This is a genomic window from Rossellomorea sp. H136, assembly GCF_056838065.1.
This window is the reverse complement of record NZ_CM166371.1, coordinates 718,652-733,485: the sequence shown is the minus strand read 5'-3', so window position 1 is coordinate 733,485 and position 14,834 is coordinate 718,652. Positions and strand designations below refer to the sequence as shown.

Annotated in this window: 11 protein-coding genes; all 11 read right to left on the bottom strand. The window is 40.0% G+C overall.

The genetic code is table 11. The features are described from left to right. Positions 1–8: 8 nt before the first annotated feature. A complete protein-coding gene (locus ACYH0O_RS03765) occupies positions 9–896 on the bottom strand; it encodes an EamA family transporter (protein WP_482631205.1) in 888 nt (295 codons plus the stop codon). A gap of 274 nt (positions 897–1,170) precedes the next feature. Continuing rightward, positions 1,171–1,641, bottom strand: coding sequence for an SRPBCC family protein (locus ACYH0O_RS03760; protein WP_482631204.1), 471 nt, complete (start codon positions 1,639–1,641; stop codon positions 1,171–1,173). A 240-nt stretch (positions 1,642–1,881) separates the two neighbouring features. Continuing rightward, positions 1,882–3,609, bottom strand: a complete 1,728-nt coding sequence (locus ACYH0O_RS03755) for a M28 family peptidase (protein WP_482631203.1) — start codon at positions 3,607–3,609, stop codon at positions 1,882–1,884. A 121-nt stretch (positions 3,610–3,730) separates the two neighbouring features. Beyond that, positions 3,731–5,158, bottom strand: a complete 1,428-nt coding sequence (locus tag ACYH0O_RS03750; RefSeq protein ID WP_482631202.1) for a YfcC family protein — start codon at positions 5,156–5,158, stop codon at positions 3,731–3,733. Between the two features lie 29 nt (positions 5,159–5,187). Beyond that, on the bottom strand, positions 5,188–6,381 hold the full coding sequence (locus ACYH0O_RS03745; protein ID WP_482631201.1) for a M20 family metallopeptidase: 1,194 nt from the start codon (positions 6,379–6,381) through the stop codon (positions 5,188–5,190). A 318-nt stretch (positions 6,382–6,699) separates the two neighbouring features. Continuing rightward, on the bottom strand, positions 6,700–7,602 hold the full coding sequence (locus tag ACYH0O_RS03740) for a LysR family transcriptional regulator (protein ID WP_482631200.1): 903 nt from the start codon (positions 7,600–7,602) through the stop codon (positions 6,700–6,702). 294 nt (positions 7,603–7,896) lie between these two features. Further along, entirely contained in the window at positions 7,897–9,849 is a 1,953-nt protein-coding gene (locus ACYH0O_RS03735) for a DUF4910 domain-containing protein (RefSeq protein WP_482631199.1), read from the bottom strand. A gap of 145 nt (positions 9,850–9,994) precedes the next feature. After that, positions 9,995–10,738, bottom strand: a complete 744-nt coding sequence (locus ACYH0O_RS03730; RefSeq protein ID WP_482631198.1) for an ankyrin repeat domain-containing protein — start codon at positions 10,736–10,738, stop codon at positions 9,995–9,997. Between the two features lie 157 nt (positions 10,739–10,895). Next, entirely contained in the window at positions 10,896–12,023 is a 1,128-nt protein-coding gene (locus ACYH0O_RS03725) for a Ger(x)C family spore germination protein (protein WP_149154226.1), read from the bottom strand. After that, complete coding sequence (locus ACYH0O_RS03720) at positions 12,020–13,114, bottom strand: GerAB/ArcD/ProY family transporter (RefSeq protein WP_482631197.1); 1,095 nt, start codon at positions 13,112–13,114, stop codon at positions 12,020–12,022. The genes ACYH0O_RS03725 and ACYH0O_RS03720 overlap by 4 nt, the downstream gene beginning before the upstream one ends. Continuing rightward, positions 13,111–14,628 (bottom strand): spore germination protein, encoded by a 1,518-nt coding sequence (locus tag ACYH0O_RS03715; RefSeq protein ID WP_482631196.1) that lies wholly within the window; start codon positions 14,626–14,628, stop codon positions 13,111–13,113. Before ACYH0O_RS03715 ends, ACYH0O_RS03720 begins: the two co-directional genes overlap by 4 nt. Between the last annotated feature and the right edge of the window lie 206 nt (positions 14,629–14,834).

The following is a 14,834-nucleotide window of genomic DNA, read 5'->3' as shown; positions in this document are numbered from 1 at the left end:
ATCTCCCATTACGATATGGATTTCATTCTCCCTTTTAATTTTAAATTGCCGATCACAATTCCACATAAAATGATGATAACTCCTATCCATTGTGAAAAACTGACTACTTCAGCTAATATTAGAGCGGACATGGTTACAGCCACTGGAAGTTCAGAAGCAGTTAAGATTGTGCCAAGTCCTGGTCCGACATGGGGCATGCCGATTGAAAATAAGAGAGGTGGTAAAGCAACGCCAAAAAAGCCGAGCAATAAACCATACTGTGCGACACCCGTCAAGGTAGGTAAATCAAATAAAAACGTGGGTGGAAATATTAAAAATACGACAATTAAACCACCTGTGGAAAGGAAAGCACTTTTCAAGACGGGTGGAGAATCTTTTCCGACAGAACTGCTGAGTGTTATAAAAGTGGTAAACGTCAATGCCGAAAGTAACCCCCAGGCTGTTCCTTGCATGGATAGAACAACTTCACTCTTTGCAACTGCACCAGCAGCTAAAATGGAGCCGATTATTAGTATGCCAATTGAGATGATTTTACCTTTAGTTGGTTTTTCTTTATATAAAATCCACTCAAATAGTGTGCCAATCCAAACAAATTGAAATAGAAAAATGATTGCAAGCGAAGCATTAAGTGTCTGCAGCGCCTGATAATAGAACACACCTGTCAGTCCAAATGGAATTCCAGATAATAATAGTTTGAAAGCTTGATTGAAAGGTATTCTTTTCTTTTTTGTAAACAGTACCAGCACCCAGGTAAGCAAAGCTCCAAATAAATATTGGCCACCTGTTACCTCTGTTACTGAAAAACCTGCTGAATAAGCAAGTTTGACAAATGTAGATAATATCCCATAACAGCATCCACCCAAAAAAACAATCAATGCATATTGCCACGTTTTCATTTCTTCTCCCCCTTTTCTACACATGAAAAAACCACACAATTGTCAATTGACATTGTGTGGCGAAAATAGAGCTGCCTCTATAAAAATCCACTTCCTAAAAAGGTTTTATCATTATAATAAAATGTACGAAATCAAAAATACCAAAAAGACAGTTTTTAACGATAACTTTCCTAATTGATTGGAGCGGAAAACAATCATTCATCTTTTGTATGAAAACAAAAATATTTACGATAAGATACTTTCATGCTTATTATACCATTTCCGATTGGCACTGTCAGGAGCTTGTCACTTTATTTTTTTCCAAATAATCTCTCAATGAATCCAAATCCTTCGCGCAAGCCTTCTTAAAGACACCTGCCATTAATTTACCGAACAATTTCGACAGTCCGGTCAGTCCTCTGATTTCACCAAGTAACGTAACTTCTGTTTGATCACCAGATGAAGTCAGAAAATAGGTAAATACAAATTCTCCTTTGCCTGTCGTCCCCTTCGTACCATCGCATCGCAGCACAATCTTCTCATGCTCTTTCAGCTCCACTACCTCAAAATGTTCTGAAGCCTCTTTGCCGAACATCTTCCTCGTTTCTTTCCACTCACTACCTTCACGGAGTGGCCCTTCATCCATCCTCTCTATTCCCACTAACCCTTGCATCCATTGTTTGGCAGATTCAAGGTCTAATAAACTCGCATATGCTTCTTCTTTGGAAACCTGAAAATTTCTTTTCACTTCGAAAGGGATACTCAAATGGAATGACCTCCTATAATATTTCGTACTTTTGAATAGATTTGACAACTTTATCTTATTTCCTTCTTTTATTCGTTCAAAAAATGTAAATCATAGAATAATGACGCCAAAAATTCATATGACTTGTGATCTCTGTTTGTTGACATTCATTTAACCCTGCATAAAGAAAAAAACCGAAAGGATCAGGTAGATCAGCAGCTGCCCAACTGTTTTCCTAATTTCTAATATAGCTAGTTTCCATTAGGATGTAATAACACCCATGGTTTTATCCAAAGAATCCAAATACCTATTGATCTCCTTACTAATTACCCTCACTTCCTGAACAAACCGATTCCGTTGCCGTACAAAAAAGGTGTTTGTAAATAAAAGGGTCTCAGGAGTAATGTCCTTTTGATACACATCTTTCACTTTCGCCAAGCCTGGAAATGGTTGAAATGGAAAGGTGTTATCGTATTCATATTTACTTGAGTATGAATACATCAAACGATTTAAGGTGCCGCCGACTACTTTCAGGAGTTGATTGTATTCTTCTTCGATCCTGATTTCATGCTCCAATAGCTCCATTACTTTGTCTTTCAACCCATTTAAAGAATGGTAAAGCGCAGAAAAATCAAATACTTTATCAGAATGGGAATCAATCTCCTCCATAATGTTTTTACTCTTTTTTATAAATTCTGTAAGCTGAAGAGGTAATATAGGGATGTCGGCCAGTTCATAAACAAGTGCTGTATGGATTTTTGTATCCCGTACTAGGAGTTCCAAATCCACTTTGTCATATAAATCAGCTTCTGTGTGCCACCACCAATTTCCCCCCGGTGTTTGGTATTGTTTATTCTCATTGATAGGTTCATATTTAAGCATCAGATGGATTGGTATATTTGTTCCCCAGAAGGATTGATCTGCACCACGGGGGAGATAAGAGAATGGACGGGACTTTTCTCCTGTATGAGTCTCAATGATATCTTCTAACAGCCCTTCCTCTTCCATAGAAGTGGATCTAGGAATGATTACTTCGTTTCCTTTTGAACCTGGAAAGTCTACATTAATATGTGCCACACACTTTTCATTCAGTTCTTCCCAGAAATGATCACAGTACCAAGCTGAACCAGCATATCTTCCATTTGAGTGACCTGGCCACCATGCTAATTTGATCCCCCGTTTTACTTTCACTTCATCTTTACTGAATAACCGGGCTAATTCAAGTAATAACGCATTGGCAACTGCATTATCCGTCGCTCCTTTATGCCATGAATCATAGTGACCTGAAATTAATAGATAGTGTCCTTCTTCCCCTGCGATGGAAGCAACAGGTAAGCTGACATTTTTCACGCCTTCATTTAATATCGTGATCAATGAGACCGAAACGTCCTCCTGCTTCATATGTTGTAAAAGGTTCGTTCCTTCTTGATAATTAACACCGACAACTGGAATTTTTGTCAGCTGTCCCTTGTTTTCAATAGTGGGGGTACCCCATACTGTCCCAACGGTTTCTTCGTGGATGTCCTCTTCCTTGGATGGCCAAATATGAATCAACCCGATTGCTCCCGCTTGTTCAATTTCCTTTACATAGTCCTCATAATAGTTCCAGCTAATCACTATTTTCCCTTTCAAATGAGCGAATGAATGAGGTCGCTCTGCTTTATCCGCATTTCTTTCACTAGATTCATCGTATACAATGGCTGCTCTTACTCCATCGGGACAATGCTTACTAAAGGATCTTGCTTTTGCTTTCAAGCGAAATGAGTTTGCAGAATGTACAACCACTTCTCCATGGACAGGATCGCTGAAAAAACCGTCGAATTGATAGCGATGATTCGGTACCCCATACTGTTCCAGTTGGGTAATGATATAATCGACTGCCTCTTCTGCCCCCGGTTCACCTGTTAATCGTTCCAGCCCGGAAAGGACTTTCACATGTTTGTCCAATTCATCTTTATCAATCCAATTCACTAAATCGAGAGATTCCAATGTTTTCACTCCTGCCTACAAATAATAAAAAATGGAAAGCAAAACTCCTGCAAAACGGAAGTCTACTTTCAGACTCTATCTTTTTGCAGGAGTACACGATCATCTGACATTATGATATCGCTTATGAATAACCAATTCCATTTGCAACCAATACGAATACCGCACCAATCGCAAACCAGATGAGAAATAACGGCCACATGAATTTGATCCAATTCTGGTATTTGATTTTCGAGACCGCCAAACTTCCCATTAGCATAGCTGAGGTTGGCAGCATGATATTGGATAACCCATCACCTAATTGGAATATAAGGACGGTTGTTTGTCTCGTTACTTGAATAAGATCTGATAATGGCACTAATACCGGCATCGTTGTTGCCGCTTGTCCTGTACCTGATGTAATGAAGACGTTTAAAATGTTTTGGAACGTATACATCCCAAGCACTTGAATAGACGCTGGTAAATGGCCAATCGCTAATGCCAGTCCGTTAACGACCGAATCAATCACAAATCCCTGTTCTAAAACCACGACAACCCCTTTTGCAATTCCGACAATGAAAGCACCAAATGTGATAGCACTTGCCCCTTTGACAAACTCTGCCGCAATTTTACTAGGACCAAATTTAGAAAGGAATCCAACAATGATTCCTAAACTCAAGAAGAATGCAGCTAATTCTTCCATCCACCAGCCTTGGCTTGATACACCCCATATCAAAACACCAAATCCGGTCGCTACTGTCACTATTGTTAGGATGTGTCTTATTTTCACTGTTGGTAAAACGGATAAATCTAAGACTTCAGCCTTTTCTTCCTGCTCTAACTCATAGACAATACTTGCTGCTGGATCTTTTTTCACTTTTTTCGCATAGCGGATGATATAGAGACTTGTTGCACATAACAACACGATTAATAATATCGCACGTAACCATAAGCCTGAAAACATTGGCAGTTCAGCAATCGATTGGGCAATCCCAACGTTAAACGGATTTAATAACCCTGCAGTAAATCCGACAGCTGCCCCGAGCATCACCATAGCTGTTCCTGTAATCGCGTCGTACCCCAATGATCTCGCAATCGCGATTCCAATCGGAACAAAAGCCATGACTTCAGCCGACATTCCCATTGTAAATCCTCCGATTGAAAAGAGCGTGAGGAAGATAGGAACAATGACAATTCCTTTATTGATAAAGGTCTTTCCGACTCTTGTCGAAATGGCTTCGATAGTTCCAGTTGAATTGATAATCTGGAACACCCCGCCGATGATAAAGATGAAAAATACGACATCACTGGCACTTATCAGACCTTTGACAATCGCCAAAGGGATCTCAAATAAGCTGATAGGATTTTGCTCCACTTGTTTAAATGTATTTTCCACAACTAATGTTCGCCCCGTGTCAGCATCTTCAACTCTCTCAAATTCTCCAGCAGGTAATGAATAGGTCAAGATTGCAGCAAATAAAATAAAAAAGATAATAATGACAAATGTGTGTGGCATTTTAAAGAACTTTTTATTTTCCACTTTATTCGACTCTTTCTCAAGATTAGTATTCATGGTTTTCCTCCCCTGGTATGTTTCCCCATTTACGAATCTTTATTTCTTTTTGATTCTTGAAATTCCCTTCTGATTTTCTGTAAATTGTCCTGATTCACACAAATATCATAGGCTGTCATGGCCAATACTTTTGCCGCTTTATTCAATCCTGCCATACCTTGCTCTGAAGCTGCTGCTTCCACAAATTCAGGTGTATGGGTCGATGCTGAATCTGTGATTTTAATATACGGATGAATGGTTGGTGTTACCTGACCGACATTGCCGATATCCGAAGACCCAATTCCCCCTCTTTTGGGCGGATCGCATACGACTTCTCCTAGTTGTTCTAAGTTGTCTTTGAATACTGACGCCAGCGCATGGTTATTATTTCGTTCCGCATAGATGAGGCCTTCTTCAATCTCCATTCGTGCCCCGACCGCTTCAGTCGAATGACGTGCGGCGGCATACACTTTCTCCCGGACCACTTCTAAAGCTTTTATTGACTCTGCTCTTAATAAAAACTCTGCCTCACAATACGCAGGCACCACATTTGTAGCCTCTCCTCCCTTCGTAATAATGCCATGAATCCGAACATCATCCTTGAAAAACTGTCTTAACGAATTGACCGCGACGAAGGTTTGGATGACAGCATCGAGGGCACTTATTCCTTTCTCTGGAGCAGCTGAAGCATGGGCTTCTTTCCCATAAAATTTAAAAGAAGCATCTACACAAGCCAGTCCTCCCCGTAAAACCATTGTCTTACTATGAGGGTGACACATCATCGCCACATCCACCTCGTCAAAAACACCTTGCTCGACCATGAGAATCTTCCCCCCACCTTCTTCTTCAGCAGGAGTACCAATCACGACAATTTCACCTGGTAAATCTGCGTGAGCATTCTTCAGCGCTAAAGCAGCTCCAACTGCTGCGGTACCGATAATATTATGGCCGCATCCATGTCCAAGTCCTGGTAATGCATCATATTCAGCAAGAATTGCAATCGTCGGCCCCCCTTTTCGACCTTCCCATGTCGCTCGAAAAGACGTTTCTAAGCTTGCCAGACCCTTTTCAATAATGAAACCCGCTGTTTCCAGTGGCTCTATGAGCCAATTCATTGCTTGATATTCGTGAAAACTAATCTCCGGATTCGAATGGATTTTCAACGATAATTCACGTAATTCAAGGTCAAGGGAATCTACAGCATCCTGGATGATTTTTTTCCCTTGAATCACTGTATTACTCATAATTATTCAACCCTTCCATTTTCTGAATTTTATAACTTTGTGTTGTTTTAATCTTACAACCCCTTTATCTATAAGTGAAATCAAGGTTTTTTGGGATGACCCCAAAAAAATTTTTGGATAAAAATCACCATTCTAAAGTTTTTATGAAAATGCTTGCTGAATCATTATCCACGTAAGAATCAGATCACAAGTCCCTAAAAAAATCCCTTCCTGAATGGAAGATGATCAGTAGGTTGCCTCAGGTTCTTCAGCTTGCATATAATATCCTTTATGAACAAAAAAAGACTAGAGGATCGACATTGATAAAATGTCAATCCTCTAGTCTTTTCTATATAACTTTTTAATTGAGTCTACGAAGATAGAGGTTGCGGCTAATTGAAGTGATGCTTCACGATAGTATAGCCATGTTCGTTTTTTCATTTTTTCACCGTTTTTAAAAATCAAATCATGACAAAATAGTTCATCTTGTTCATAAATAAATGCTCGAGGCATGATCGAAAAACCCAGATCCATTTTCACCATTTCTTTACACGTTTCATAACTATCAACAAGCATGGTCGTATTGGGAGGGGATTCATACCGTTCGCTCCACCAGTGGTCAATACTTTGTTCATAAGGGATAGTATGTTGGGCATTTTTATACTTGAATAAAACAGATGGCTCTTTTCGGTCTATGAAAGGCAAAGTTGGGAGATCTTCAATCCTTAATTCGTATTTCGAAACGATACATATGTTTTCCTCGCTTAACAGGTAGGATCGATCTGACCAATGAAAATCCCCCCTTACAACAGCAACATCGATGTTACCATCGATAAGCAATCCCATCATTTCCTTACTAAACCCCGTATCGACATTCAAGTGAACATTGGAATAGCTTGTAGCAAAATCCTTTAATATCGAAGGAAGGTGATATAGTCCAAAATGGCTATTAACCCCTACCTTTAAACTACCTTTTACTTCTTTACCCATATTTAATAGAAATTCTTGCGTCTTTCGTAATTCAATCAGCTGCTTTTTGGCGTAGGATACCAAATATTCACCTGCTGGAGTCATCTTAATGTTCTTTCCATTCTTCGAGAAAACATTCACTTGAAATTCCTTTTCGATTTGTCTTAACCGATACGTCAGCGCCGGTTGTGTCATATATAGACGTTCTGCTGCTCTCGTGAAATTATTCTCATCATAAAGATATTGTAAAATCAAACAATCCTTCTCATCCATTACAGATCAATCCCTTTACTCACTAATAGTAACGTCAAGACTATTACTTATATTAAAACATAAGAAAAAGATGACCGCCATATTTCCAAGGGGTGTACTACTTACATTCAATAAGTTCGTCATTACCTTAAACAGATCCTTCCATTGGGTTGCAGAAAATGGCCATGTTACAGAATGGTTTTGTCAGGCAGATTTGGCTCTCAAATGTCTAGGGAAAGTCACAAATGCTTGATTAGAATGATGTTGAATTGGTGATATGATTCTTTCTGTGTACAGGAGGCAAGCCCGCAAGATTTAATTAACTACCGAAATCATCTTCAACTCCCTGCACAACTCTACCAATGCCTCAACATAATCGGGATACCATTGCCCAGTTTCATAGTTTGTTACATCCATTATCTCTTTTATGGTCCGCCTTCCATCCATCCAGTAAAAGATGAAGTCAGCATACCCCATCGGTGCTTTCCGTTCTATAACGTTCAGCCAGTGCAATCGTCTTTCTAAAGAGAGCCCTTTGATTTCATCCGATAATCGGATCGGGGCTTTGTAGTTTCTGCGGTAGATGCAGTTCATCCACTCTTGATCTACTTGTTCCTCACGAATTGGTTTGTCTATCGCTTCGGTTTCGGCAATTTCCCAAATCAGATCCGCTTGTCGTTGAATCATGTTTCTCATTTGCTTTAGATACTCTTGTAACCTTCTAAACCCTCTATGGTTGGCATATGTACTTAGTTGATCAAGAGATTGTTCTTCATATTGAGAAAAGAGTGCGTAAGCTTGATGGCTCTCCTCCTTCGTTCGATTCCCTTTCACCAGCCAGTCTTTCGCTTCACTTAGATACGTTCCGATTTTTCCTAAGTGATGGGACGTATAGGAGAGCCATTCTGATTCTTCCCCAGTCGCTAAGCCATAGCCATATAGGGAGGTAACGGCTCCCACTACTTTCATCATGTTTTCATCGAGATTACTAGGAGAGTCCGACGTCGTGTGATAATGCTTGTCCGGCCATTGAATCAGCATCGGACACGGAATGCCGATCGTTGGATCTGAGATGATATAGTGATCGCTTCCTCCAGAAAACCGCGTTTTGACATAATGCACCGTACTATAGGTAGACGTTCCGGTAAAATTACTTGTATTGTTTGCCACTTCTTCCACCAGGCAATACAGATACCGGTCGACGAAGGTCGGGGTAGCCATGGGGGGCTGTTCTATACAAAGGGGACCTCCTCCTTTTGTTTGATCAGCTCCCACCATATCCAAGTTCAATCCCGCAACTGTAAGAGGGATACGATCCGGATGTTGGTGAAAATATGCGGCAGTTCCTGTCATTTCGGGCATCATCAGGAATCGGATGCCAAGCTCGGGTTTTGGCAGTTTTCCTTCTTTTATGAGTCTGGTTAAGGTCCTCATCACTTCCATTAAGGTTCCCGGCCCTGAAGCATTGTCCTGTCCACCTGGGTAAGGATGACAAAGATGACTGACGAGCAGGATCTCCTGTTCTTTTTTACCAGGAATGACATACTCGATATTTTCGAGCTGTCCTTCTTTTAAGTGAGATGTAACAGAAGCTTTCATTGTGACGGTTTGATGTTTCGCTAAATGTCTGAGCTCTTCCCCTATTCTAGGGGAAACGACAAACCCGAATGACTTCGCTTCTTCCTCCGTATGCCACCAATACGAGGTATATTGCCTCGTGTCAGGCATATCCATACGGGATCGAATGGGGATGAATTCTGCCAGGTTATCGAATATGAGCCCGGCACAGTGGTATTTCTCGACTGCCAGTGCATGAACGATAAGCTGATTGCCCCTCACCAGTGCGATTTTCCCCTCAAGATCAAGGCCCTGATAGCTGCTTTCATTCTCTGCATCTTCAATCACCACGAGTTCAGACTGGATCCCTCCAGGTGGTGTGGAGACACTTCGTTGGATCACAGAGATCTCTTCTTCTTCAAACCGTGCAATCCGTTTGCGCTCAGGTGTTTCAATCCAAAGTTCAGCATGTTCACATTCCCATTCGTGAAAAGAATGATGGGACAAGAACCGCTCGCCGAACTTGGCAGGATAGGACACTACTTCCGCTTCCACCCCATCCTTCTTGAGCAGCTGCACTACTTCCTTTGCCGCTTGTCTGTATCCAGGTGATGCCTGGATCCGATGATATTGTCCAATTCTTTCGGCATATCGATAAGCCTGCCTCCCCGACAGCTCTTTTTCAATGATCGCTTTCCATTCATGAAACATTCTTTCGCCCCCCCATTTCTCTTTTATTCTATTATTAAAAGGAGAATCTTTTAAATTTGGAGAATGAGATCATTCCAGAAACTTATATTGTCTCCTAATGGGAAAACGGACCTGTCCCCTTGTCTATTTAGTCTTATTATTCTAGCTAACTGGCGGATATGGCGCCGAGACTAACCAGCCACTCAACTAATTCGGAAGTGTTGCTGCGACGTGCGGTATCGAGTGGAGTGAGATCGTCATAACCGACCCAATTAAGATCCGCGCCCTGCTTCAGGAGGTACTGAGCAACCTTCAACTGTCCGCCATGACACGCCAGCCAGAATGCCTCGGTGATCTCATTGGAGGCAGGTAATTTTCTGCCCTCAAAACGTTCGTTGATGCGATCCATTAGCCCAAGTGCAGCTTCATTCCAGAGCTTGGTTTGTGCCCCGCGCTCGACTAGACGGCGTGCTGCATGCCACTGTCCAAATGCCACCGCATCGTCTAACGGAGTGCCGCCTCCGATGACTGCTCCTGTAGCCTCAATGTCTGCACCTGCATCGAGGAGAGCGTCAAGCACTTCAATGTCATTACTGCTCGCTGCCCAATGAAGTGGCGTTTCGGTGTGCGGACCGGTGAATCGAGCGTTCACCTCTGCACCAGCACCGATTAATACGTTCACTGTAGGCGCACCATTGGGGAAGTGACCAGGCCAATCAGTCACAACATGAAGCAACGTACGAGACATTCCCACGCTATTGCATTTGTCATCATTATCTCTTCCAATAATTCTCGCCGTAACCAAACCTGGATTTTCAGCAAGCTGTCGCTTTAACGATTGGACGTCACCTGTATGAATCGACTTTACAACTTCACAGGTCAACGCGTCATCTTCGAAAATAAAGTCCACATTTATCTCCCCTCTCAATCAATAACATTAAACAGGAATCCTATTATTTTATAGCATAACGTAAATTTTCAAGATGCCTTATCTAAATTCCTTCCTTATATAGAATATAGCCCAAACAAAAAGACACGGTTGTTTCCAGTGGTTTACAACCGTTTTACTACTCATATATACCAGAGTTCATAATGACTACCTTCACGCTTGAATGGAACTGTACCTTTTTATATGCTTGTTCCCAATTTACTTGCTTCCACTGTTCAGGATGATTTGCTTTTAGATGATGTCCTATCCGGTACAAATCACAGTTGTGTTCTTGCAATTTCCGAATGGTTTTTTTAGCTTTTTCCGTAAGCTCCTTTGATGCGATCTTACTAAACTTCTTTCTATCTTCTTCCTGAAACTTCTCTTCGTGATCAAACTCTTGAATATGAGCAAATAACTCTGTTTTTAAATCCACAACAATTGTTCCATCCTTAGACACTTTCACATCCATATCTCTTTTTGAATCCCGAATGACTAATGTCATATAGTTTTTAACCATGGGCTTTAAATCTTGTAGGACCTTAAGTGTAATAACTGCTTCTTCAGGTTTTTGACCTGTAAATATAAGACTGAGAAACGATTCCTCTGGAGTCAATATCCCAACAAGCTTATTGTCATGAATGATTCCTGACCCTATCACATTGGGCTCATTATTAATTAATTCCAGCAAGGGAAAAATCGTCCCCATTCCTTTAGATTTGATTTCAGATTCAACGGAACCAATATTTTCTTTTGAGATGATGAATTTCTTTTCCTGACTCTTGATGATTTCTGATAGATAGGGGCCTACTAATGGATCTTTTTGAGATACAGCTTCTATCATTTTTTTTGCGCTACCTTTAACAATTGCGAATTTTGCTGATAAATCACTTAATGGGTCCCGATAAAATAGATCCAGGAAAGAAGATATATTTTGTTCAGCCATTTCGTCACTCATTAAGACAATTTCATTTTTAGAAGCATTTAAGGTTTTAGGTATCTTTCGGTCGATATTTACTCTAGCATTTCTAACTGTGTCTCCAACCTCTGAAACCAATTTTTTTTCAACTTGTTCCCCTCCACTTCCGGCAGGTTGATCTGTTTCAGTGTTTCCTGTGAGAGACGTAATTGAAACTTCAACTTTTCCTTCTTCATATAAATCTAGTCCGACACTCATGATTAAATTCGTATCTTTTAAAAGCTCTTGATCCCAACAACCTGTTAAAAATAATGAAAGAGTAATAATCCAGAGGAGCTGCCTTTTCATTCGTATCCCCCTCTTTTCCTTTGTTTTATCAACGATAGTAGTAGTAGAAATATCGGAATACAAACTAAGGTCATGAGAGCAAAGCTTTCTAAATATTGCTCCCACTTTCTATAAAAGTCTGGATCATTTTCCCAAATGGCAATGCAATATGTAATAATAGCAGCAAACAAAACAAAACGACTATGTTTTTTTGTTTGGAACGTTTGGGCTAAGCTTTTGGAGCTTAAATACAGATATCCTGCGAATGTCGTAATGGTAGAAACAAGCCAAAATGACAAGAAAATCAAATCCACTCGCTCAATAACCTCAAATGAAATGGTTTTAAGAACATAGAGTGATGGTTCAGGAATAAATGTTATTTCTTCTGGTAAAAAAAAGATCATGGTCGATAAGGTAATAATCAAATAAAACGAGATAACATACCAGCTTGCCAAAGAAACAGTTTTTAATATCGCTCTTTCAGTACCTTTGACATATGGGTTTGCAACAATCAGAACACCAAACCCTAAAATTGGCAGCAATGTCGTTTTTGCTCCTAGGAGAATCGAAGAAAAATCTTCCTGTCCAACAGGTTGAAGATTGACTATATTCCCATCCTTTAAGTTGATGAGCATCATGACTATAAAAAGGATATGCAAAAAAGTGGCTAACAGGTAAAAACGACTGATCGCTTTTAAACTTTGCCTGGCAATATAGACTGAGACTGCGACAAATAACAAAAGTATTACCCACTTGGGTGTTTTGGGATATGCCCACTTATTCAAGATATGACTCATATTAAGTAATAAAATGGCGTTGGTTATAATATAAAAAGCTAAATAAAATAGGTTTATTCCGTTGCCTAACCATTTCCCAAGAAGGATTTGAGTGATCTGAAAGAAATGAAGTCCTGGATAACGGGCCATTAAACACCAAAGTAGAATAATGACCAATTGTACGATAACTCCAGCGATCAATATCGATATCCAAGAATCTTTTTTTGCGTATTCATAGATATTATGGGGTAATACCAGAATACCGGTACCAATCTGTAATTGAATGGTTAAAACAAATAGTTGTGTTAGAGAAATTTTTTCTTCTTCTTTAATCATTCTTTCTTCCACCTTCTTGAATCACTTTCACGATCCAGTTGCTGAGGCTGCGGATCTTTGGGGCGCCTATTCATTTTCCAAATCGGTACTCGGATCCAAGTATCTTTAAAATCAGTCCACCTACCTACGGATATTGGCGCTAAATAGGGGGTACCAAATGATTGCAATGTACACATGTGCATGAGCATGACAGTCAAGCCGAGGATAATACCTAAAAACCCAAAGCTAGCCGCTACTATCATTAATGGAAAACGAAGCAACCTTAGAGTCGTAACCATCTCATTCGAAGGTACAACAAATGAAGCAATCGCAGTTATAGCCACAATAATAACCATAATATTAGATACCAAATGGGCTTCAACAGCCGCTTGCCCTATGACTAAACCACCTACAATCCCAATTACTGGACCAATCGATGAGGGCAAGCGAACACCTGCTTCCCGAATAAGCTCAATGGTTAATTCCATAATTGTTGCTTCAATGAGAGGCGGATAAGGAATTAATTCGATTGATTCTTTAATTGGTTTTAACATTTTCGTTGGCAATACCTCAAAATGAAAGGCAACAATAGATATATAAATAGCAGGTAAAGTTATTGCCATTACAAAACTAATAAAACGCAGCAGACGATAAAATGAGCCTACATACCATCTGCTATTATAATCATCTGGAGATTGAAAGAACCCGAAGAATGTGATAGGCAGGATTAAGGCATTGGGACTGCCTTCTGATAGGATGGCTACTCTCCCTTCCATTAAATTATACGCAACGCGATCTGGCCTTTGTGTTGTTAACATCTGAGGAAATGGGGAAAAAGGAGAATCTTCTATAAATTCCTCTATAAAGCCTGGTGACGTGACAATATCCATATGAATCGACTGTAAACGAGTCTCTACCTCACTTACCAGTTTCGAATTGACAATGTTTTTCATAAAAACAATTGAAACTTTTGTTTTTACTTCATCCCCAATCATGAAATTCTTAATGACAAGGTTCTTATTGGCTATTCGTGAACGTATCAAATTGATATTCACATTTACATTTTCTATAAAACCATAATGAGCTCCTCGGATTACCTTTTCATTATTCGGCTCTTCAATTGAACGGAGGTATTGAGATTTTGTATCAAAAGTATAAATGAAACGTTCGTTTTCAAGAATGAGTGCCGTTCTGCCATGTAACAAATCGCTTGCTACCTCATGTAGATCTGTTCTTTCGTTCATTTCCCGTGAAGGAAAAATATCAACAGATGCATGATCAGAATGATGTTGAATCGGCGATAAGATTTGTTCCTGAATGACATTCGTATCAGTTATCGTTTCAATATATAAGAGTTTTGCCTGTTTTGAGGGGAGTTGAATGTCTTGCTCTTTCAAATCATCTGATTCATTTAAGAGCTGTTTCACTATCCTGATATTATTATCTAATGATGGTGAGATGGGGATGGAGGAAGAATCTTTTCCAGTGGCCTGCTTCTGTTGTATTTTTTTATTTTTATTAGAAAATAAAACCATCTAATATCCTCCTCTCCACATCACTACAAAAATATGGTGTGTAAAAGGATTCATATATATACATTTATGAGAGGAGTTCCCTTGAATAAATGAGCTAGTGTGTAGAGACGGGACACGGTTGCATCAATTATACATTTATGCTTCGAAGTAGAGAGTCCCTTCTCCCGCTTGTAAACAGTGTTTACAAATTAAAACATCGTTGATTT